The organism is Labrenzia sp. 011 (assembly GCF_003075075.1).
Classification (GTDB): domain Bacteria; phylum Pseudomonadota; class Alphaproteobacteria; order Rhizobiales; family Stappiaceae; genus Roseibium.
The window spans coordinates 1-22,296 of record NZ_QCYM01000007.1; the positions used below are offsets into that span (position 1 = coordinate 1).

Annotated in this window: 14 protein-coding genes and 1 pseudogene; 4 read left to right on the top strand and 11 right to left on the bottom strand. The window is 62.6% G+C overall.

What is annotated here, in order from left to right; all coding sequences use genetic code 11:
- From DCO57_RS09540 to DCO57_RS09550, 3 genes and pseudogenes are all read right to left on the bottom strand, one after another.
- Positions 1 to 180: pseudogene (locus DCO57_RS09540) on the bottom strand (ABC transporter substrate-binding protein); the annotation flags it as partial.
- 132 nt (positions 181 to 312) lie between these two features.
- Complete coding sequence (gene kynA, locus DCO57_RS09545) at positions 313 to 1,167, bottom strand: tryptophan 2,3-dioxygenase (protein ID WP_116698669.1); 855 nt, start codon at positions 1,165 to 1,167, stop codon at positions 313 to 315.
- Positions 1,168 to 1,369: 202 nt separating this feature from the next.
- On the bottom strand, positions 1,370 to 2,425 hold the full coding sequence (locus DCO57_RS09550) for an ABC transporter substrate-binding protein (protein WP_208977876.1): 1,056 nt from the start codon (positions 2,423 to 2,425) through the stop codon (positions 1,370 to 1,372).
- 398 nt (positions 2,426 to 2,823) lie between these two features.
- Between DCO57_RS09550 and DCO57_RS09555 the strand changes: the two genes are divergently transcribed.
- The 4 genes from DCO57_RS09555 (at position 2,824) to DCO57_RS09570 (ending at position 10,488) form a co-directional block, all read left to right on the top strand.
- Positions 2,824 to 6,156 carry a transglutaminase family protein gene (locus DCO57_RS09555; protein WP_116698814.1) on the top strand — a complete coding sequence of 1,111 codons (3,333 nt, stop codon included), beginning with the start codon at positions 2,824 to 2,826 and terminating at the stop codon, positions 6,154 to 6,156.
- A gap of 38 nt (positions 6,157 to 6,194) precedes the next feature.
- Positions 6,195 to 8,600, top strand: a complete 2,406-nt coding sequence (locus tag DCO57_RS09560; protein WP_116698671.1) for a circularly permuted type 2 ATP-grasp protein — start codon at positions 6,195 to 6,197, stop codon at positions 8,598 to 8,600.
- Between the two features lie 30 nt (positions 8,601 to 8,630).
- Positions 8,631 to 9,506 carry a transglutaminase family protein gene (locus DCO57_RS09565; RefSeq protein ID WP_116698672.1) on the top strand — a complete coding sequence of 292 codons (876 nt, stop codon included), beginning with the start codon at positions 8,631 to 8,633 and terminating at the stop codon, positions 9,504 to 9,506.
- Between the two features lie 142 nt (positions 9,507 to 9,648).
- Positions 9,649 to 10,488, top strand: coding sequence for a peptidoglycan-binding domain-containing protein (locus DCO57_RS09570; RefSeq protein ID WP_165814702.1), 840 nt, complete (start codon positions 9,649 to 9,651; stop codon positions 10,486 to 10,488).
- Positions 10,489 to 10,577: 89 nt separating this feature from the next.
- Here the strand turns inward: DCO57_RS09570 and DCO57_RS09575 are convergent, their stop codons facing one another.
- From DCO57_RS09575 to DCO57_RS09615, 8 genes are all read right to left on the bottom strand, one after another.
- Entirely contained in the window at positions 10,578 to 12,359 is a 1,782-nt protein-coding gene (locus DCO57_RS09575) for a HAMP domain-containing methyl-accepting chemotaxis protein (protein WP_165814703.1), read from the bottom strand.
- Between the two features lie 749 nt (positions 12,360 to 13,108).
- Entirely contained in the window at positions 13,109 to 14,170 is a 1,062-nt protein-coding gene (gene ugpC, locus DCO57_RS09580) for a sn-glycerol-3-phosphate ABC transporter ATP-binding protein UgpC (RefSeq protein ID WP_116698675.1), read from the bottom strand.
- 14 nt (positions 14,171 to 14,184) lie between these two features.
- Positions 14,185 to 15,474: a hypothetical protein gene (locus DCO57_RS09585; protein WP_116698676.1), complete on the bottom strand. Its 1,290-nt coding sequence runs from the start codon at positions 15,472 to 15,474 to the stop codon at positions 14,185 to 14,187.
- A 35-nt stretch (positions 15,475 to 15,509) separates the two neighbouring features.
- Positions 15,510 to 16,742 carry a carbohydrate ABC transporter permease gene (locus DCO57_RS09590; protein WP_116698677.1) on the bottom strand — a complete coding sequence of 411 codons (1,233 nt, stop codon included), beginning with the start codon at positions 16,740 to 16,742 and terminating at the stop codon, positions 15,510 to 15,512.
- On the bottom strand, positions 16,739 to 18,043 hold the full coding sequence (locus DCO57_RS09595; RefSeq protein WP_116698678.1) for a sugar ABC transporter permease: 1,305 nt from the start codon (positions 18,041 to 18,043) through the stop codon (positions 16,739 to 16,741). The genes DCO57_RS09590 and DCO57_RS09595 overlap by 4 nt, the downstream gene beginning before the upstream one ends.
- Positions 18,044 to 18,251: 208 nt before the next feature.
- Positions 18,252 to 19,601 (bottom strand): extracellular solute-binding protein, encoded by a 1,350-nt coding sequence (locus tag DCO57_RS09605; protein ID WP_116698680.1) that lies wholly within the window; start codon positions 19,599 to 19,601, stop codon positions 18,252 to 18,254.
- 1 nt (position 19,602) lies between these two features.
- Positions 19,603 to 20,709, bottom strand: coding sequence for a LacI family DNA-binding transcriptional regulator (locus DCO57_RS09610; RefSeq protein WP_116698681.1), 1,107 nt, complete (start codon positions 20,707 to 20,709; stop codon positions 19,603 to 19,605).
- A 362-nt stretch (positions 20,710 to 21,071) separates the two neighbouring features.
- Positions 21,072 to 22,253, bottom strand: a complete 1,182-nt coding sequence (locus tag DCO57_RS09615) for a GAK system CofD-like protein (protein ID WP_116698815.1) — start codon at positions 22,251 to 22,253, stop codon at positions 21,072 to 21,074.
- Positions 22,254 to 22,296 lie beyond the last annotated feature (43 nt).

A 22,296-nucleotide genomic window follows, 5' to 3' on the forward strand; every position in this document is an offset into this window, starting at 1 on the left:
CTCGATGTCCGTATTGCCGGACTGCTTGACCGCAAGCAGGAAACCGTCCCGCACGTCGATCCCCAGACCCGCGCCACCGCCCGAAAGCGTCGTGATCATCCCGACCTTCACCGGGTCCGCCTGGGCCTGACCGGTCAGTAGGGCCAACAGGCCCACACTTGCTGCAAATTTCTTCAACATGTGAAGTTCCCCTCGTTCTCAATGCATTGCGAAACCGTCTCACGCGGCTCTTGTCGGGGCACTCTATCGGGACTTTTGACAATAGAAAACCGGCAATTGCTTGAAAGCTATCGGTTTATCGGCGCGGTTCCGTCACAGCTCGGTCCTGACGTGCCACAGCTCCGGGAACAGTTCGACCTCCAGCATGCGCTTCAGGTAGGACACGCCTCCCGTCCCCCCGGTTCCCCGTTTGAAACCGATGACCCGTTCGACCGTGGTCACGTGATTGAAACGCCAGCGGCGAAAATAGTCCTCCAGATCCACCAGCTTCTCACCGACTTCGTAAAGCCCCCAATGGGCGGACGGGTCCTCGTAGACGCGCCGCCACAACGCCATGATCTGGGGAACCTCCCGATGCGGTTCCCCGGCCGGTGTTTCGGTGAACGCCCGGTCGATCTCGAACCCGCTTCTGCGCGCAAAGGAAAGCACGACCTGGTAAAGGCTCGGCTGCTCGAGTTCGTCCCTCAGAAGCGCGACGCCTTCCGCGTCATGTTCATGCGGCTTGATCATTGCCCTGTTGCGATTGCCGAGCGCGAATTCGATCAGGCGATACTGCAGCGACTGGAACCCGGAGGATACACCCAGGGCATCGCGGAACCGGGTATAGTCACTGGGTGTCATGGTGCGCAGCACGTCCCAGGCCGAGTTGAGCTGTTCCATGATACGACCGACCCGGGCCAGCAGCTTCATGGCTTCCGGCAACCGGTCCGCGCCGATCGCCCGCCGCGCGCCGTGCAATTCATGCAGCATCAGCTTCATCCAGAGTTCGGATGTCTGGTGCTGGATGATGAAGAGAAGTTCGTCGGGAGCATCGGACAGTGGCGATTGCGCCGACAGGATCCGGGAAAGGCCCAGATAGTCCCCATAGGACATCTTGTCGGAAAATGCGGTTTCGGCGCCTTCCGTGGCCGGATCATAGGCGCCACCCGGTTCACTGCTGTCTGTCATCTGCCTCTCCTGACCGGCTCCCGATCGCCCCGCCTCCATCTCCGGCCATGGGAAAACGGGAAGACGGATCGAAACCGGGCTGCGGGGACGGCGCCCGGTCACCCGGGCACCGTTCCCCGTACCATCATGCAGCCATCTATAGCGCCGCGAAGCCGGAATTGAACAGGGGGTGGAAACGACAGGCGGCCGAATAGGCTATGTGTCAGTTCCGCGCGGCATCGAGGATGGCTGCGGCGGAAAAATCGTAATGGCTGCGGTTGTTTATGGTCTTGCTGAACAGACTGAAATCGATCTTGTCCCAGTTGCCGTCACCGAGAGCCGACAGATAGAGATCGACGTTCTGCTGCGTGACCGGCGACATCTTGAACAGGACATCGACAAAGACATCCCCCTCGAAATCCCTGAAGAAATGATCGTGCAGCATGACCATGGACCATGCGCCGGCGAAGAAATGCCCGCCGTGGGTCATGGTCATTTCTCCTTCATGCACCGCTTCCATGCCGCGCTCGGACCAGTTGAGCCCGGCGAAGAAAATGTCTTTCCCAGGAGTCAGACCGGCTTCGAGAGCAGCTTTGCGGGCACCGAAGGCAATGTCGTCATTCGCCGCCCACACCATATCCACCGGCATGCGCGCAAACACCTCGCTGGCGCGCCGATAGGCGACCGTCTCGTTCCAGTCAGCCGGAATTGCGTGCAGAAGCTTTACATCATCATTGTCGGCGACCGCGCGTAGCATGCCCATTTCCCGCTGAACTCCGGCAGGCGTGCTGACGTCGCCCGTAAGAGCCAGCAGGTTGAGCGGGCCGCCATCCTGCCGGACCATGCGCGCCGCATCGATGAGGGATTGGGCCATCTCGTATCCGGCGGTTTCATTGTCCGGACTGATGGACCCCACGATGTTGCCCAGGTCGATATTGTGCTCTTCGAGATTGGCTTTCTGCTGCGGGGTCAGCTTGTTCAGCAGGAAGAAGACCTTGCTTGGCATGCCGTCCATGAGCTGCAGCAGCCGGCCGGCCGACTGGCTTTCGTTCACCAGGACGAAATAGTCCGGGAGATCGCCATCATCCAGGCGCTTCCTGAGCAAGGCCTCCATGATATAGGGCTGCCGTTCGGCATGCAGGATTTCAAGATCCACATCCAGATCGGCGGCAGCGGCGGCCATGGTCCTGGAAACGTCGCCCCAGAAGCCGGTCTCGCCGCCGGGATTGAGAAATGTGACACGAAAGTCGGCAGCATGCGCGACGTTGGCAAACGTCACGAAACACCAGATCCAAAGCAGCCGGAAGACCATTGCAGTCCTTTGTAACACGTTTTTCACGGAACCGCTTCCCAGCCCGATCAGCTGTCCCGTCCGCGGCACGAAAATGCCCGCACCGCAATATGAATATAGCGCAATCACGGCAGGCACCTGAACACCCGGACGGCAGATATAATGGCTTTCGAACACCTCAGCCAGTGTTTAAAATGACCGGCCATGCGTGCACGCAACCGCCAAGTGCAGCCCATTGACAATAATATCAGGATCCGGACGGGTTGAGGACTGTTGCCCGGCAATGACCGGCCCCGCACTTTCCGCGGCGGGCAGAAAGACATGGTGCGCAGCAGTATTATGTGAAAACCTGTGGATTGAGTTCCAACGCCTCACAGGGTCATTTCATGTCCATTCGCGCAAGCATTTATCATCTGACCCATTACCGGTACGACCGGCCGGTGACCCTGAGTCCTCAGATCATCCGCCTTCGTCCCGCTCCCCACAGCCGCACCCGGGTTCTGTCCCATTCGCTGAAAGTCTCGCCGCAGGGCCATTTCGTCAATCATCAGCAGGACCCCTACGGCAACTGGCTGGCCAGATTCGTCTTTCCCGAACCCGTGCGCGAATTCAAGATCGAAGTGGATCTGGTCGCGGACATGACCGTCTACAATCCCTTCGACTTCTTCGTCGAGGAGAGCGCCGAGGACTGGCCGTTCGAATACCCGGAGGAACTGCGGGACGATCTGCAGATCTACCGGCGCGCCGACCCGGCCGGACCACATCTGGCCGCCTTTCTGGACACCGTCCCGCGCGACCGGCTGCGGACGATCGATTTCATCGTGGCCTTGAACGCGAAAGTGTCCAACGCGGTCGGCTATGTCATCCGGATGGAAGCGGGTGTGCAGACGCCCGAGGAGACCTTCGAAAGAGGCACCGGCTCGTGCCGCGATTCAAGCTGGCTGCTGGTACAGGCCCTGCGTCATCTGGGCTTTGCCGCCCGGTTCGTCTCCGGCTACCTCATCCAGCTGAAGCCGGATCTGGAAGCTCTGGACGGCCCCTCGGGCACCGATCACGACTTCACCGACCTGCACGCATGGGCGGAAGTCTATCTCCCCGGTGCGGGCTGGATCGGGCTGGACCCGACCTCCGGCCTGCTCACCGGCGAAAGCCATATTCCGCTGGCGGCGACACCGCATTACACGAATGCCGCGCCGATCGTCGGGCTGGCAAGTCACGCGGAAGTCGATTTCTCATTCGACATGCGGATCAACCGTGTGGCCGAGCATCCGCGGATCACCAAACCCTTTTCCGACGAAGCCTGGACCGCGCTGAACCGGCTCGGCGAGGACGTCGACCGGGTCCTGAACCAGGAAGACGTCCGCCTGACCATGGGCGGCGAGCCGACCTTCGTGTCCATCGACGATTTCGAGGCAGACGAATGGAACACGGAGGCCGTCGGCCCGACCAAGCGCGAGAAGGCGGACATTCTCATCCGCCGCCTGCGCAAGCGTTTCGCGCCCGGCGGGTTTCTTCATTACGGACAGGGCAAGTGGTATCCGGGAGAAACCCTTCCCCGCTGGACGTTCTCCCTTTACTGGCGGCGTGACGACAAGCCCATCTGGAACGACCCGGAGCTGATCGCCGAGGAAGGCAGTGACACCGGCGCGGATGCGGAAAAGTCGGACGCCCTGCTGCGGCAGATTGCCAGACGGCTCGACATCGATCCCCACTATGTGGTTCCGGCCTACGAGGATCCCGCCGTCTGGCTGGTGAAGGAAGCCGGCCTGCCGGAGAACGTCACCCCGGACAATTCCGAACTCGAGGATGCCGAGGCACGTCACCGGATCGCGCGGGTCTTTGACCGCGGGCTGACCTCCCCTTCGGGCCATGTCCTGCCCATCCAGCGCTGGCAGGCCAGGGCCTCCGGGCACAAATGGCGGTCGGAAGACTGGAAGCTGCGCCGCGATGCCCTGTTTCTGGTCCCCGGAGACAGTCCCGTCGGATACCGCATCCCGCTGGAATCGCTGCCGCATGTGCCGCCCGCGCAATATCCCTACACGAATATTGCCGACCCGACCGTTCCCAGGGAGCCCCTGCCGGAGTTCCCGGTGGGACCGCGTCCCGAACGTGCGCAGGACATTGCACATTTCACTGCCGCGGGTCCCCAGCAGGAAAGACAGGAACAGGAGCTGCCGGATAGCGAAATCGGCAAGGCCGTCGTGCGGACCGCCCTGTCCGTGGAACCGCGCGACGGACGGCTTTGCGTCTTCATGCCGCCGGTGGAGGCGATCGAGGACTATCTTGAACTGATCTCGGCTGCGGAAACCGCCGCTGCCGATCTCGGCATTCCGGTGCATATCGAGGGCTATCCGCCTCCGCCCGATCCGCGCATGAACGTCATCCGGGTCGCTCCGGATCCAGGCGTGATCGAAGTCAACATCCATCCGGCCGCGAGCTGGAAGGATTGCGTGGCCATTACCGAAGGCGTCTACGAGGAGGCCCGCAACACCCGTCTGGGTGCCGACAAGTTCATGATCGACGGCAAGCACACCGGGACCGGCGGCGGCAATCACGTCGTGGTCGGCGGCGCCACGCCGCTCGACAGCCCGTTCCTGCGCCGTCCGGATCTGCTGCGCAGTCTTGTCCTGCACTGGCAGCGGCATCCGAGCCTGTCCTATCTGTTCTCCGGCCTCTTCATCGGCCCAACGTCCCAGGCTCCACGCGTCGACGAAGCGCGGCATGACGGACTGTACGAGCTGGAAGTCGCCCTCTCGCAGATCAAGCGCCCGGACGAGGGGCCGACGCCTTTCCCCTGGCTGGTCGACCGACTGCTGCGCAATCTCCTGGTCGATGTCACCGGCAACACCCACCGGGCGGAAATCTGCATCGACAAGCTCTATTCGCCGGATGGCCCGACCGGCCGCCTCGGCCTTGTCGAGTTCCGCGGCTTCGAAATGCCGCCCGACCCGCGCATGAGCCTTGCCCAGCAACTGCTCATGCGCGCCCTGATCGCCCGGCTGTGGCAACACCCGTTGACCGGCAACCTGACGCGCTGGGGCACGGCCCTCCACGACCGTTTCATGCTGCCGCATTACGTGTGGACCGATTTCCAGGACGTCCTGCGCGATCTGGACCATCACGGCTTTGCCATGCGTCCGGACTGGTTCGAAGCCCAGGCGGAGTTCCGCTTCCCCTTCTGCGGGGAAATCGAGGTGGAAGGTGTCCATCTGGAGCTGCGGCAGGCGCTGGAACCCTGGCACGTCCTGGGAGAGACAGGCGCGATCGGCGGGACGGTGCGCTATACCGACAGTTCCACCGAACGCCTTCAGGTCAAGCTCACCACCAGTGACCCGGAACGCTACACCGTGACCTGCAACAGGCGCATGATGCCGCTGCGGAAAACCGAAACGAACGGCGTCTCGGTCGCCGGTGTCCGCTACAAGGCCTGGCAACCGTCCATGGCACTGCATCCGGTTCACCCGGTTGACGCACCGCTGACCTTCGATATCTTCGACCGCTGGAGCGGACGGGCCCTTGGCGGCTGCGTGTATCATGTCGCCCACCCGGGCGGTCGCAGCTACGAGACATTTCCGGTCAACGGCAACGAGGCCGAGGCGCGGCGGCTGGCGCGGTTCGAACCGCACGGCCACACGCCCGGTCTCTATGTGCCGGAGGTGGAACACCCCCATCCGGAGTTTCCGTTGACCTTGGACCTGCGCCGACCGCACAATGTCTGACGGTCGCACAGGCGGCAGCCTTCGAGGGGACGTGATGCATGAGTTTGGACGAAACCGTTATATCGGGTGATCCCGGGCGGGGATTGCTGAAATCCTACCGCCCCTATCCCGGTGTTTCGGACGAGCTCCTGGATCCCGCCGGCCGGGTACGACCGGTATGGCGCCCCTTTATCGATCACCTGTCCACCCAGACACCGGAAGAGATCGGCGAACGATTCGCGCGCGGCAACCAGTATCTCAACGACGCCGGGGTCTATTTCCGCCACTATGGCCAGGACGGAACCCACGAGCGCGAATGGCCGCTCAGCCACATACCGGTGATCATCAGCGAGGACGACTGGCAGGCCATTACCGACGGCCTCGTCCAGCGCGCCGGACTATTGGAACAGCTGGTCGCCGACCTTTACGGCCCCAACGATCTGGTACGCGACGGTTACCTGCCGGCAAGCCTGATCGCCAGAAGTCCGGAATGGCAGCGCCCCCTGGTCGGCGTCACGCCCAAGTCGGGTCACTTCCTGCATTTTCTCGCCTTCGAGATCGGACGTGGTCCGGACGGCACCTGGTGGGTCCTGTCGGACCGGGCGCAGGCGCCTTCGGGCGCGGGCTTCGCTCTGGAAAACAGGGTCGCCACCGGCCGCGTCTTCAACGAATATTTCGCAAGGGCGAATGTTCATCGGCTCGCCGGTTTCTTCCGCCGCTTTCGCGACCATCTTGTCGAACTGCGCGGCGAAACGGACAGCCGGGTTTCCATTCTGACACCCGGTCCGATGAACGACACCTATTTCGAACATGCCTATATCGCCCGCTACCTCGGCTTCATGCTTCTGGAAGGCGAGGACCTGACGGTGGAGAACGGGCAACTGATGGTGCGCACCGTCGCCGGTCTGAAACCGGTCAGCGTGCTGTGGCGCCGCCTCGACGCCGCCTGGGCCGATCCGCTGGAACTGGAGGAATCTTCCCGTATCGGCACCCCCGGCCTGGTTCAGGCCGTACGCGAAGGCTCCGTCACCATGGTCAACGCGCTGGGGAGCGGCATTCTGGAAACCCGCGCCCTGCTCGCCTTTCTTCCGCGCATCAGCAAGCGGCTTCTGGGAGAGCCGCTCAGGTTGCCGAATGTCGCCACATGGTGGTGCGGCGACCCCACCCCGCGGGACTATGTCAAAAAGCATGCGGAAAGGATGATGTTCAGTCCGGCGCTTTCCACGTCGCTGCCTTTCTCCTCGGCGCAGACGGATTTCATCGGCCGTGACTTCGAACGGTTCCACAAGGGCATTCTCGAAACCTGGATCGACAGCAAGGCGAGTGATCTTGTCGGCCAGGAAGCGGTCACCCTGTCGACAACGCCGGCCTATCACGATGGCGGGCTCGTGCCGCGGCCGATGAGCCTGCGCGTTTTCCTCGCCCGCACGGAAAACGGCTGGGAGGTCATGGCCGGAGGCTTCGCCCGCATCGGCCGGACGGAAGATGCCAGCGCCCTCGCCATGCAGGAGGGCGGCTCCACGGCGGATGTGTGGATCGTCGGCGACCGCAAACCGCCCCGGGACTCGCTTCTGCACCAGAACGAGCTGCCCTATTTCAAATCCCAGGCCGGCACCCTGCCCGCCCGCGCCGCCGACAACCTCTTCTGGCTCGGACGCTATGTGGAACGCGCGGAAGGCGCGGTCCGCCTGCTGCGCGCCTATCATGCCCGCCTTCAGGAAACCGCCGACCCGGAGGCGCCCCTGGTCACCATGACGGCGGCATATCTGGAAGAGATCGGGGTTGCCCCGGACGCGCCGGTCCCCGAGAGCCTCTGCGACATACTGCAATCGGCGGTCACCAGCGCCAGCAAGGTGCGCGACCGGTTTTCCGTCGACGGCTGGCTCGCCCTGAACGATCTTGCCCAGGCTGCCAACAGCGCACGGCTGACACAGCGCCACAACGGCGACGTGCCGCGTGCCATGGGGCTGCTGCTGCGCAAGATCACCGGCTTTTCCGGGCTGGTGCACGAAAACATGTACCGTTTCATCGGCTGGCGCTTCCTGAGCCTCGGCCGGGCACTGGAACGGGCCCACGGCATGGCGGACCTCCTGTCCGTCTTCACCAGCCCCGAGGCACCGGAAGGGGCGCTGGAACTTCTGCTGGAAGTCGGCGACAGCGCCATGTCCATGCGCCGCCGCTACGCGGTTTCCGTCAGTCAGGCAACGGTTCTCGACCTGCTCGCGATGGATACGAAGAACCCGCGCGCGGTCCTTTACCAGTTGACGGAAATGAAGGACCACATCGCCCTTCTGCCGGGAGCAACCGAATCTGGTCACCTGTCGAACCTCGCCCGGTCGATCCTGCAGATTCACACCAGTCTGGCGATCGCGACCCCGGACACCCTGACCCCGGACATGCTGGCGGAGCTGCGCGACCAGATCGCCGGTCTTTCCGTCGAACTGACCGATGCCTATATCCGCTAACGATCCGCGAGCACGCGGTGTGAGGCAGCCTTGCTCTACGACATAACGCTTGAAATCACCCATGACTACGCAAGTCCGGCCAATTCGGGACGCCACGCCCTGCGCCTGATGCCGGCAACGATCCCGCAGGAGCAGAGCCTGCTGGCCGGACGGATTTCTCTCCTGCCGGAACCGTCGGAGCGGCAGGAGCGCAAGGATTTCTTCGGCAACGCCGTGACCGATATCGCCTACAGGAAATCCCACAGCGAGCTGTGCTTCAAACTGACCGCCCGGGTGGAGCGGACCGCCACTCCCGAGGCCTTCGACATTTCCCCGTCGCTGAAGTCCCTAGCAAGGGAACTTGCCGGCATCCGTTCGCTCAGGCCGGAGGAACCGGTTCATTTCCTTGCCGCCTCGCCCCGCCTGCCCCTCGATCCGGCATTCGCCGTGTACGGGCGGGAACATGTCACCGCGGACACGAGTGCCGTCTCCGCTGTCGAGACGATCGGCAAAGCCCTCCACCAGGACATGCGTTTCGACGCGGAGGCGACCACCGTGGACACGCCCGCCCTTGAAGCCTTCGAACGCCGCCACGGCGTGTGCCAGGATTTCTCCCACATCATGATCGCCTGCCTCCGGAGCATCGGCATACCGGCAGGTTACGTCAGCGGCTTCCTCAGAACGACCCCGCCTGAAGGCCGGCCCCGGCTGGAAGGCGCCGACGCCATGCATGCCTGGGTGCGCGCGTGGTGCGGGATCGAGATCGGCTGGATCGAATACGATCCGACGAATGCGGTCCGCGTCGGACAGGACCACATCGTCGTTGCCAGGGGCCGCGACTATGGCGACGCCGCCCCCGTCAAGGGTGTGCTGCGCACCGCCGGTGGTCAGAAGACCGACCACAAGGTGGATGTCGTTCCCCGCTGAGCCTGCGTGCGCGGCGCCCGTGCGACCGGCCGGGCGGCCCGTTCCTCATTGCGGGATATCCCCCGATCGTCTGCCGGAAGTTGTTTCCAACCGCGCTCATTTGTTAAACTGTGGTCCGCAACTTCGGGTGCGGGAGCAGATGATGCGTGCGGTTCTCATGGCAGTCCTTGTCCTGCTTGTATCGACCGGTACAAGCCTGGCCGACTACAACGACTCAAAGAGCTGGTTTCACGGCATGGCCTACGAGCAGCGCATCCGCACCCAGTTTCTGCTGGTCTTCACCGGCGACTATGACGGACCGGTCGACGGCGCCTTCGGTCGCCTCACCTACAAGGGGCTGACAGCCTTTCAGAAACACCGCGAGTATGTTCCGGACGGCATTCTGGATCCCCGGCAGATGCTGGTCCTGCAGCGCGACGGGCTTGATCTTGTCCGGCGCGTGGGCTTCGAGACCATGGACGAGACCGCAAGCGGACTGACCCTCGGCGTTCCGGTCAAGCTGTTCGAGCCGGCCACGCCGTCCGGACGCGGGCGCCACTGGCTGGCCCATGACCGCAGTATCGAGCTGGAAACCTGGCGCGTCCCCCGGCAGGAGACCGGTTACCGGGCGCTCTATCGCCGGTTGACCCGACCCCGGGAGGGCCGCGTCGTCGAACACAGCAGCTTCCGCAATGACCATTTCATCGTGTCCGGACGGCAGGACGGGCGCGACTTTTATCTGAGGGTCATGAAGTCACCTCGGGACAGCCGGGGCTTCTCGCTTTTCTGGAACCCGAAACACGCCGTGTTCATGGACCGGGTGGCCGTCGCCATGTCCAGCAGCATGACCGGCATCATGGAGCAGGAGGAAAGTCGTCCGAACGACACGATGGACACCCCCGATCAGATGTCGCCGCCACCGGAAAACGAGGACCTGAATGCAGCTGTCCCGCCACCCGGAACCGTGACATCACGATCCACCGGCAGCGGGACAGGCTCCTGACATGCGGACCGCTTACCCCGCAGGGCAGCGGACCGCCGCCGGTTCCGAGCAACTTCTGGAGCACGGGACCGGGCGGGAACGCCGCGCCGTTATGCGGCCTGAAGCTTGGCGATGAAGCTGTCGACCTCGACCTTCAGTTTCGAGGCCTGACCGGACAGCTCTCCGGCCGCCATGGTCACCTGGCTTGCCGCGGCACCGGTTTCCTGTGACGCCTCGGTGACACTGACGATATTCTCCGAGACGGCCTGGGTCCCTCTCGCCGCTTCGGTGACATTCTGGGCGATCTCCCTGGTCGCGGCATCCTGCTGGTCCATCGCCGTGGCAATGTCGACGGAAGTCTCGTTGATCCGGGCGATGATGCCGCCGATTTCCCCGATCGAGGCGACCGACGTGCTGGTCTGTTCCTGGATCTCCTTGATCAGGTTGGAGATATTGTCGGTTGCTTTCCCGGTTTCGCTGGCCAGTGCCTTGACCTCGCTCGCAACCACCGCGAAGCCCTTGCCCGCTTCCCCGGCCCGAGCGGATTCGATCGTGGCGTTCAGGGCAAGAAGGTTCGTCTGCTCGGCAATGTCGGAGATCATGGATATGACATCGCCGATCTTTTCGGCGGTCTGTGCCAGCTGGTCCATCTGTCCTTCCGTCCGGGCGACCTCTTCGACCGCCTGCTGGGAGATGGTCGAGGCCTGCGAAACCCTTGAATTGATCTCCCCGATCGAACTGGAGAGTTCCTCGGTTGCCGACGAGACCGTCGCGACGTTGGTGGTGGCTTCTTCCGTTGCCGCGGCCACGGAGGTCGCCTGGCTGCTGGTTTCCTCCGCAATACTGGACATGGATTGCGCGGTCGCCTGCAGCTCGGTCGAGGCAGAGGAGACCGTCTCCACGATCGCGCCGATATTGGTCACGAACTGGCGGGATGCCTCTGCCATGGTGCGCTGGCGTGCTTCCTCGGCATCGCGTTTCTCCCGCTGCTCTTCTTCAAGCTGCCTGGCCCGCACCATGGTGTCGCGGAAGGTCTGATAGGCTTCTGCGACAGCACCGATCTCGTCCCGGGCATGAACCTTCACCTCGGTGGTGTAATCGCCGGACGTCAGGGCATTGATGCCCGTCACCACTTCGCTCAGCGGCCGGGTAATGGCCTTGCGGATGAGAATGGCAGCGAATGCCAGGGAAGCCACGAAGATTGTCGCGGAGATCACCAGTATGCTCCACAGGGCGAACTGTTCGGCCTGCAGCGCCGTCCGGGCAGCCTCGAGCGTGAAAGCTTCCAGCTCGTGCACCAGGACTTCGAGTTCATGGTTGAGCTTTTCTTCTTCCGCCTTGATACCGCCCTGCATCGCCAGGGCTTCGTCCACCTGGCCGGCCTCGATCAGGCCGAACGCCTCCAGGGCATGATCGTCATAGCTCTTGTGCTCGGCGGCGATCACCTCGAACAGATCGTGGACCTTCCGGAATTCCGCTTCCATTCCCGCCGAATGGGCCGTTTCGGCGGCTTCTCCGGCAAGGTCACGGGCATCGACGATTTCCTGCTCGACCTTCTTGGCATATTTCGTGAAGATGTCACGCGCCTCGGAGAACACGCCGCGCGCGTCGTCATGTCCGTCCATCATCACGCCGGCCCGCAAGCCCCGCTCGAGATTGATCGATTGTTCGAGCTGGTGGATCGTGATCTGGCTGACCGCGGTGGTCAGGGGAATATCCTTGTTGGCCACGTCGTCGATCAGGACGCCAATCCTGTTCAACTGCCACAGGCCGATCCCGGCGACCATCACCAGACCGGCCAGACAGGTTGCCACGACAACCATGATCTTGGCGCCAATACTCCTTGACCGCTGGGTACGCCCCTGGCTGCGGCCTTCGTTTTGCTCCGTCATGTGCATCATCATTTCTCCCAACAATGCATTCTCCAAAGGCCGCAACCCGGCACCAACGATTTGGCAGACTTGGGCGTGCAGTAGCAGCGTAACCTCTACGATTGTGGCCGGACGGGATCCTGTTGATCTCACCGGCGCTCCTCAACGCCAAGAAGACATCTTCCGGCGTAAATGTAAGATTAAAATCCAATGCAAGTATTAAGAGAGAAAAGCGATTTATTCAAAGGGATGAAACTAAGGGGTGCAAATTGCAATCAGGAAGCTCAAAACACAACCCCAGATAAGGGAAAAACCTCAGAGAAATAGCCGTTTTTTCGCGATATCATTAAAAATTGTTTTTGTTTTTCGAGAATTGACAGGCGCTTTAAGGCCAACCACTTACGCATAAATGACAATAAGTAATCACATGAATTTAAAGAACGGAAAACAATGATATATTTTACACACAAAAATAATCAGGAAATTCATCGCAAAAATTCCGGAAAAACAATTTATCCGGCCAATCCGGACGAAAATCTATACATCGCTCCGCGGGAGAAACCTTGCAGCACACTCCCTTCCTCACACGCAAAACACGTCGCGCGGCCCCCTTTTGGCAGCAGGCTCCGATCCCCTGTCTTGCGATAGACAGAAGACGGGTTGACCGGCACCGAGCCACGGCAGGATACCGCGCTCGCGAGAACGCGGCATCCTTCCGGCCAAGTGAGCCGTTTCAAGCCATCAAATGGGTCAACAGGATCGGAGATGCCTTAGCGGATCGCCTTGTCGTCTGCATCGAAGAAATGCATGCGGGCTTCGTCGAACTTGAGACCGATACGGGCCCCCTCTTCCACGGTTTCGCTGCCGCTGATGCGCACCAGAACCGTTTCCAGACCGTCCAGAGCCACATAGAGAAACGTATCTGAGCCGAGATACTCGGTAACCTCGACGGTACCGGTACAATGATGCCCCTCGTCGGGTCCGGTGACGAGGATGTGTTCCGGACGCACACCCAGCCTGACGGGCTTTTGCGGCGCGTGTGCATGCGGATACCGACCGCCACCGTGCCCCTGCAGCGAGAACCGGTCCCCTTCGACGGAGCAGGGCAGAACGTTCATCTTCGGCGAACCGATGAACTGGGCCACGAACAGATTGTCGGGACGCTCGTACAACTCGCGCGGCGAACCGGCCTGTTCGATCCGGCCGGCCTGCAGCACCACGATCTTGTCGGCCAGCGTCATGGCCTCCACCTGATCATGGGTCACATAGATCATGGTCGTCCCGAGGCTCTTGTGCAGGCGTGCGATCTCCAGGCGCATCTCTACGCGCAGCGCCGCATCCAGGTTCGACAGCGGTTCGTCAAACAGAAACGCCCCCGGCTCACGCACGATGGCCCGCCCGATGGCAACCCGCTGGCGTTGTCCGCCGGAAAGCGCCTTTGGACGCCGGTCCAGATAGTCGTCGAGTTTCAGGACATCTGCGGCTGCATTCACCTTCCGGGCGATCTCGTCCTTCGGAACCCCGGCCGTTTTCAGGCCGAAGCCGACATTCTCGCGCACCGACATGTGCGGATAGAGCGCATAGGACTGGAAGACCATGGAAAGCCCGCGTCCGGACGGCGGCAGGGCGGTTACATCCTTGCCGTCGATCTCGATCGTTCCCCGGCTGGTTTCCTCAAGACCCGAAATCAGGCGAAGCAGGGTCGACTTTCCGCAGCCGGACGGGCCGACGAAGATGACGAATTCGCCATCCCGGACTTCCAGGTCGATCCCCTTGATCACCTGAAGCGTGCCGAACCATTTTTCGACCTTGTTGAGCTGGATCGCGCCCATGATCTTCTCCCCTTTCAGGCTGCCTGTTCCGCGAGTGAGGGCGATGCCCAGGTGAGCCAGATGGCCGCCGTCCAGGAAAACGTCCCGCCACCGGCCCCCACACCCGTCTCCGGGCTGAAATATTCGGCGAAACCGCTGGTCTCGATCAGCGCCGCGGTGTCGTCTCGCAGCCGCGCCGCCCTGATCGGGTCTCCCGCCTCGTCAAATCCCCTGGCGATCATGTAGTTGATCATCGCCCACACCGGCCCGCGCCAGTAGCGCAGCGGCTCGTAGCAGGCGTGGTCGGGATCGTAGGACGGCATCATGTAACGGACCTTCGACGCGATCCGGTCGAAATGGGCCCGCAGGGCCTCCATCGTGTCCGCGTCCCTCAAACCGGCATAAGGCGCAAGGAAGGAGGCGCAGGAGATGCCGTCGGTCTGTTTTCCCGACCGCAGATCCAGCGCGACATGCGCCTTGACGTCCGGGTTCCAGAGCGCCTTCGCCCCACGCTCCATCCGTTCGATCCATCCCCGGATCTCATCCGCTTCCGCGCCTTTCCCCAGCAGCTCTGCAAGGGCGAGAAGATCGCGGTTGGCGCGCAGGAAGATGAAGGTCACACCCGGATCGGCGACGAAGAACGGACAGGTCTCGGCCACCTTTGCCGGATCCCAGCCGACCTTGCGGCAAGCGGCCACGATGCTCAGATAGCGGTCGTAATCCTCCTTGTGCGGCCGCATCGCCGGATCGACGTGGGAGGTGTCCTTGCGTTCATAGGGCGCGATGTCCTTGACCTCGACCGCGCGAAGCGCATCGTCCCAGTCAGGCAGATTGTCCCGGCCCGACTCCCAGGGATGAATGACCGCAATCACTCCCCGGCCCTCCGGGTCGCGGTAGTTCAGGAACCAGCGGTGCCAGGCCATCAGCTTGGGCAGAAGCGCCGCCGCGCGTTCAAGACCCCGTCCGCTGCGGTCGCCCTTAACCAGATCGAGAACCACCGAGGCGGCGACCGGCGGCTGGGAATGGCCGGAACTCGGGATCGGCCCGCCATCCGTTCCCCACACGCCCGGTCCCGGGAAGTAACTCGGATCGTCCTTGCGGAACAGGATATGCGGCACCATGCCGTCGCGCCACTGGCCCTGGAACAGCATCTCGATTTCACGCCAGGCGCGGTCCCGGTCGAAAGTGGCGAAGCCGAGGGCGACGAACACCGAGTCCCAGTTCCACTGGTATGGGTAAAGCCCCTTCGTCGGGATCGTATAGCCGCCCTGGTCGTTCTCGATCAGGATGGATTTCGCTTTTTCGTCTAAAGCCGGATTAGGCACAGGCAACTCCCTGGGGCTTCTTTCGAGCCCTCCTGTTATCCCTTGACACTGCCGGCCGTGAGGCCCTGGACAAGGAAGCGTTCGAACCAAAGAAAGATGAAGAGGACGGGCACGGTGGCGATCACCGCGCCGGCCATCAGGTGCTGACGGGGCACCTCGGAGGAATTGAGGGACACGACGCCGCGCGACAGGGTGAAGATGTCCGGATTGTCCAGGAACATGAAGGCGAACAGGAATTCGTTCCATGCGATCATGAAGACGTAGAGAGACACCGAGGCAAGTGCCGGCAGGGACAGGGGCAGCGTGATCTTCAGGATCACGCCGATGCGGCTGAGCCCGTCCATCAGGCCCGCCTCCTCCAGTTCCGCCGGCAGTCCGCGGAAATAGCCCTGCAGCATGTAGAGCGCGACGGGAATGGTCGTCGCCGGATAGACGATCAGCAGGCCGGTGAGCGTGTTGCGCAGGCCCATCTGCGAAAAGACGGCATAGAGCGGGATCACCAGGACAATCGCCGGAACCATGTAGATCAGCAGCACGGAGCGGGCCAGAAGAGCCTGGCCGGGGAATCTCAATCGCGAGACCGCATAGGCGCCGGGAACGGACAGCAGCAGCGTCAGAACGACCGTTGCCACGGACACGAAGGCGGACACCATCAGGTAGCGGCCGAAATTGAACTGGGTGAACAGCTCCACATAGGAGCGCACCAGGCCGCTCAGGCCTTGCGAGACATCGATGGACAGATCGAGCGGATTGGCCAGAAGCGCTTGCTGGCTCTTCAGCGATGTCATCACCATCACGTAGAAGGGCAGCGCCACGATGATGGTAAAGACGACAAACCCGATGCCCCTGGCGATACGGATGTAGATCACCTCCCGCTCGTAGCGGCTCATCGCGTCGAAACGGGCATCGCTCAGGCACAGCCGGATGGCCGCCGTCACACCGGCGATGAAGACGATCAGCGCCAGGCCCTGCCAGACCGGCGCGGCCGAGAGCGGCAGGCTGAAGGGCGCGGCGAAGCTCGCCAGCATCAGGACCAGAAACACCACGACCGCGCAATAGCTCCAGGCAGGCGCGCCGCCCGCGCCCGCCGCCGGGCGCCGCCAGACGAACACCAGCGCACCGAGCAGTCCGGCAAGACCGGCCGCCGTCGCCTGCGGCAGGGCCACCTCGCCGGTGATCAGCGTCAGCGTGACACCGATGACGACCATGGCGGTCACGCCCCACAAAAGGCCGGTGACGGCTGTCAAAAGGATGCTGGCGGGTCTCATAGCCCTTCCTCCTTCGGCGAGAAGCGGATGAACAGGGTGGCGAAGGTGACCAGCACCACGAAGACCACCACCGCGACCGCGGCACCGGCACCGAGATTGGACAGGGCAAAGCCCTGTTCGTAGACATCCACCGTGAGCGTCCGCGTGCCCGCGTTGCCGCCCGTCAGCAGAAAGATGTCGTCGAACTTGTTGAAGGTCCAGATGAACCGCAGCAGGAACAGAACCGACAGAATGCCCATGAGCTGCGGCAGGGACAGATACCAGAACTGCTGCATGGGCGTCGCCCCGTCCATCTCGGCGGCCTCATACATGTCGGTGTTGATCGACTGCATGCGCGCCAGGATGAACAGGAAGGACAGGGGGAAATACCGCCAGGCCTCGAAGGCGATCACCGTGGTCAGCGCCAGAGGAAACTCCAGTGGTATCCCGAAGAGGGAAAATTCGATCGCCCGCTGACCGAAGAAATTGATCGGGTCGGAGACGACCCCCATCTTGGTCAGCAGCGCGTTCAGCGTCCCTGAGAACGGATCGAACAGCACCACCCAGGTAAAGGCGACGGCGATCACCGGCGATACATAGGGAAACAGGAAGAGCCCGCGCAGGAAGCCCCGGCCGGGAAACGAGGTATGCAGCAGCTGGGCCGCGAACAGGCCGAGGACAAGAGCCCCGCCCGTGCCGAAGATCGTGTAGTAGAAGGTCACCCGCAGGACCGACCAGAACTCGTCCGCGTTGAAGATCCGCGAGAAGTTCTCCAGGGTGAATTCGAAATTGGTGAGCACGTTGTTCGCCTCGCCGGAGACCTCCGGCGTGCTCGCCCTCTCAGGGCGGCTGGCGGCCAGAAACGCCTCGGAGACGGTTCCTTCCAGTCGAAGCCTGTCCCGCCAGCCCGGTTCCACGGTGCCGATCGTGCACGACAGCATGCTGCCGCTCAGTTCACAGACTTCGGGCAGACCGGTGACGGTAAACCCGGCCGGGACCTCGTCCTTAAGGACAACGTCGCGGATCTCCTCGTCCCGGGAGGAATTGCGCAGCCGGTATTCCAGCGTCGCGCTGTCGCCGGCCGCTTCCGGGCTGCCGCGCAGCCGCTCGTTGACAAGGACCGCGGGGGGGCGCAGGTCGCCCAGCTGGACCGGTTTCACGCTGATCCAGAAATTGGCCAGCAGGGGACCGGCGACGATCAGCAGGATGATGATGAAGGTCGGCGCCAGCATCAGATAGGCCAGCCACATCTCGCGGCGCTGCATCGGTCCGATGCCTTTCGGCGGTCCTTCGGAAACAGGCTGTCTGCTTTCTGCGCTCATTGGTCTGGCTCTGCTTTCATTCCTTCGCCGCCGATGGGGCCGGTGCGGGCGAAGTCTGTCCCGTCCGCCTGCGTCTGAGGCAGGCTGGCCGGGGATGGACCGGGCATTCTCCGTTTGTCCGGAATGCCCGGTCCACTCTCGGGAGGAAAAGTGGACTCGGCGGATCCTTCACCCGGGACCCGGCCACGCTTTGCGAAAGGGAAATTCCCTACTGGATCTTCGCCAGCTCCTCGTTCAGCTTCGTCACGGTCGCCTGAGCATCGCGCTCACCGTCGATGTATTCGCGCACCAGACGGTTGATCACCTGGCTGTTGATCATCTTGGAGGCAAGTGACAGCTGTCCTTCCTTGACGCCCCAGCGGCTGGCGGTATCAAGGCCGGAGACGATGGTCTTGATCGTGTCCGGATCGTAGAGATCCGTCAGAGACGCCTTGCGGTCGACACCAACCGGCAGCTCGGCCCAGCCATCAATGAACGCGGTGGCGCTGTCCTTGTTGCCGCGACGGACCGGGAACTTGCCCTCCGGAGCGATCGACAGGGTCGACAGATAGCCTTCATCCATGGAGAACTCGACGAACTGCATGGCCGATTCCGTGTCCGCATCATTGGTGATGCCGAAATAGCGGATGTCCGCCCAGGCCGCGCCATCCGGATTGGACGGCCCTTTCAGCGTGGTCACCACGCCGGTCCTGGAGGCCAGTTCGGCCGAGGTGGGATCGTCGGTGATGGTCGGCGGGGCGCTGTCGCGCAGTCCGGCCAGCTCGTCCAGAATGAACGGCGACCAGATGATCATCGCCGCCTTGCCGGCGAAATAGAGCTCGCGGGACTGCTTCCAGAACAGGTCTCCCGGAGGCGAGGCCTCGGCGATGGCCTTGTAGAATTCCAGCGCCTCGATGGTCTTTTTCTCGTCCAGCGGCTTGAAGCCGTTTTCATCGACCGGACTCACCCCGTTCGCCAGAAGAACGTGCTCAAGCACCTGGCTCATGAAGTTCTCGTCCACCTTGGTCGCGGCGACGAAGCCGAACATTTCCGGCGGATTGTGCAGCTTTTCGACGGCAGCCAGAATGTTCTCGTAGCTGTCCGGTGCCGCAAGACCGTTTTCCTCGAAGAGGTCCTTGCGGTAGATCACCATCTGCGTCCAGCCGTCGACCGGCACGGAGGCAACCCCGCCGTCCAGGGCCGCCATGGCGGCAGCGCCCGATGCGAAGGTATCGGCGCCGAGGTTTTCGAAAACCTCCGTGGCCGCTTCCGTATCCAGAATGCCGGCTTCCGCCCACGGCAACGCATATTGAAGGGTGTGATAGACCACATCCGGCAGGTCGCCGGCGGCAAAGGCCGCGGTCGCCCGCGTTCCCAGATCGGATTCGCTCACCGGAATGACACTGACCTCGATGCCCGTCTTTTCCTTGAAGGCGGCGGCCAGTTCTTCCTGCTTGGCCAGACGCTCCGGCTGCTCTTCCGTCGTCCAGAACCGCAATGTGTCCGCGTGAGCCACGCTCAGACCAAACGCAAGCGCGCCTGCAATGGTCGTGGCGAGGAATGTCGTCCTCCCAATCATCCTATTCTCCCTTGATGCCGGTATGTGGCTGGTCGTCCAGCCGGTCCCGGAGCAGCTTCGACAACTTCTCCGGTGTCATGGACGGCGCGCCGTCGGAAGCGCGCCGGATCAGGACCGCTTTTGCAAGCGCCTGCAAACTCTTCGGATCCCTGCCGTCCAGAACCTCGATCAGCTTGCGGGCGACCCGCCCGCCCGCCTCCTGCGCGCTCTGGGAAAAGGTCGTCAGCGGCGGATCGAGATACTCCCCGACCGGCAGGCCGTCATAGCCGATGACCGTCACGTCCGATCCCACCTTCAGGCCGTACTTGCGGCAGAACTGCACGGCACCAATGGCCAGGGCATCGGTGACGCACAACAGGGCGGTCGGTGGTGCATCCCCGGACAGCAGCGCGGCAGCGCCTGCGAACCCGCCTTTTTCGCTCACGTCCTGAAGGCTTTCCAGGTCAGGATCATGCGGCACGCCCAGCGCCTCCAATCCCTGCCGGTAGCCGTGAAGGCGCTGCAGGGCGAAGTTCAGCTCCAGCGACCCGCCGATGAAGCCGATGCGTTCGTGTCCCAGGCTGTAAAGATGGCGCACGCCGTCGGCAAAGGTCGCTTCATTGTCGATATCGAACCAGGCATAACCGGATGGATCGCCGGTGCGGCCATGGGCCACGAAGGGAAAATTCTTCTCGCTCAGATAAGCGATGCGCGGATCGTTGACCTCGGTACGGGTGATGATGAAGCCGTCCACCTTCCGCCGGGCGACCAGACGGTGCAGGGTTTCGATCATGTGATCACGCGAGTGGGCCGTGGTCACCAGCAGATCGAGGCCCAGTTCGTCCAGGGCCCGGGCGATGCCGTCGATGAACTCCGACAGGAACGGGTCCGCTCCGCTGCCGTGTCCAACCGGGATCACGATGCCGAGCGTGTCCTGCCGGCCGCGCTTCAGGTTGCGGGCGGTTGCCGACGGCTGATAGCCCAGTTCCTTCACTGCCTTGAGAATGCGCTGGCGGGTCTCGGCAGAAATATCCGTATAATTGTTGAGAACGCGCGAAACGGTGCCCTTGGCAACACCGACATGGCGGGCCACATCGTCGATCGTGACGGAACCGGGTATCCGCTGCATTCATCCTCCCAAGGGCACACCGGCCCTCAAACTTTTTCGCAAGTCCCGAAGCTCGGCCCGGATCTGCTTATTTGTATGAAAAAGACTTACAAAACCGATTTTGCAAGTCAACAAAATCGGTTTTGTAAAAACAGGAAACTTATGCCGCAGAGCGGCAAGGCACTGTCTTCACAACAAAACTTTTGCATGGCAGGTTTCGGTGACGGCAAATCAGAGGACCGGAAAGACCGATGATCGCGCCACACGAGATCGGGTTTCCCGGCCCGAGGATTACAGATGACCGGGCGCACGTTTCCCGCTGATCCTCAATGCGCCTGTATCGCAGCTCCCGAAGCAGAGGCGCGGAACTGCCTGGCGAACCGTCAGGTCAGCGAGACCAGCGCCTCGCAGAGCGGCACGGGGTCGTAGTAGGGCGCCGAGCTTTTGCTGACGAGATCCAGTTTCACGACGCCGATCCCGCGCGCACGGATTTCCGCGGTCTCGTCATCCGGCACGCTTGAATCCACGATCACCAGATTGAGCAACCGGCTGACCGGACGATCGGCTCCGGTGTCCCTGTGCAGATAGGTCAGCAGGGTATGCACCTTGTCCGGCAGGCTCATGCTGCCTGTCTCCGGGTCGCGGCCCAGGCTCGGCACATAGACCTTCGGCACGGTGCGTGCGGCAATCGACCGGCCGACGCCGGCCGGAAGCAGATTGGCAATCAGGCTTGTATAGAAACTCCCCGGCGCATAGCAGATCAGGTCCGCCGACTGCATCAGGGTGTGATTGCGTTGCGGAAAGACTGCCGTAGCCCGCTCGGGAACGCCCAAGCCGCGGTTCAGGAAGAACTCCCTGATCGGCGAAACCAGCGGCGGGTGTTCCTTGGCCGTCAGCAGATGCTGGCCGATGACCGTCTCGCCATTGGCCAGTTCCGCCCCCAGGTGCAGATTGTCGTCGGTCACCGCCCGCACGATCCCCTGAACGCCGACCAGTTTCGACACCAGGAAGATGATCGGTTCGAGCTGCTGGTTCTGATTGAGATAGCCGCCGGCAAGGATCAGATTGCCGATGCTTGCCCCGCGCAGGTCGAAGGTGTCCGGACGCGCCGCCCGGAAGGTGCCGAGCTGGTTCTGGATCAGCGTACGCATCGGCAACTCGATCGCCTCCACCAGGGGATGGGATCCGGCGATCATCGCATCGAGCTGCGCGCCGAGATCGACCTGCCGCGCGGATTTGGCAAAGCGGTGCGTGAACAGGCGGAAGACGTCCGGATGACCGAGAACCGTTTCGTCCGCCAGCGCCATCAACCGGCTTCTGAGATCGCCGATCGCAGGCATGTCGAAGGCGATCCGCAACCCCTGCGAGCTGCCGCCGCTGTCGAAGGGGGTGACCAGGTGAATGGAATTGTGCGTGTAGCGCTTCAGCGCCTGCGACACACCGTTGAGTGCCGATCCGCCGCTGAAGAACAGCAGCCGTGGCCCCAGTTTCGGATTGGAGAGAAACCGCTCGATCCTGAAGGGATCAGGCAGACGCACGGCACGCGTGATGGTGACTTCAGACACGTCCAGCTCCTGTTTCCGGCGCAACCGCACCGGCGCAAATCCG

Coding starts and splice junctions, on each gene's coding strand:
- kynA (WP_116698669.1), bottom strand. CDS start 1,167: ATGACAGACAGCAGTGAACCGGGTGGCGCCTATGATCCGGCCACGGAA.
- DCO57_RS09590 (WP_116698677.1), bottom strand. CDS start 16,742: ATGAGACCCGCCAGCATCCTTTTGACAGCCGTCACCGGCCTTTTGTGG.
- DCO57_RS09570 (WP_165814702.1), top strand. CDS start 9,649: ATGCGTGCGGTTCTCATGGCAGTCCTTGTCCTGCTTGTATCGACCGGT.
- DCO57_RS09555 (WP_116698814.1), top strand. CDS start 2,824: ATGTCCATTCGCGCAAGCATTTATCATCTGACCCATTACCGGTACGAC.
- DCO57_RS09605 (WP_116698680.1), bottom strand. CDS start 19,601: ATGATTGGGAGGACGACATTCCTCGCCACGACCATTGCAGGCGCGCTT.
- ugpC (WP_116698675.1), bottom strand. CDS start 14,170: ATGGGCGCGATCCAGCTCAACAAGGTCGAAAAATGGTTCGGCACGCTT.
- DCO57_RS09595 (WP_116698678.1), bottom strand. CDS start 18,043: ATGAGCGCAGAAAGCAGACAGCCTGTTTCCGAAGGACCGCCGAAAGGC.
- DCO57_RS09610 (WP_116698681.1), bottom strand. CDS start 20,709: ATGCAGCGGATACCCGGTTCCGTCACGATCGACGATGTGGCCCGCCAT.
- DCO57_RS09575 (WP_165814703.1), bottom strand. CDS start 12,359: ATGACGGAGCAAAACGAAGGCCGCAGCCAGGGGCGTACCCAGCGGTCA.
- DCO57_RS09560 (WP_116698671.1), top strand. CDS start 6,195: ATGAGTTTGGACGAAACCGTTATATCGGGTGATCCCGGGCGGGGATTG.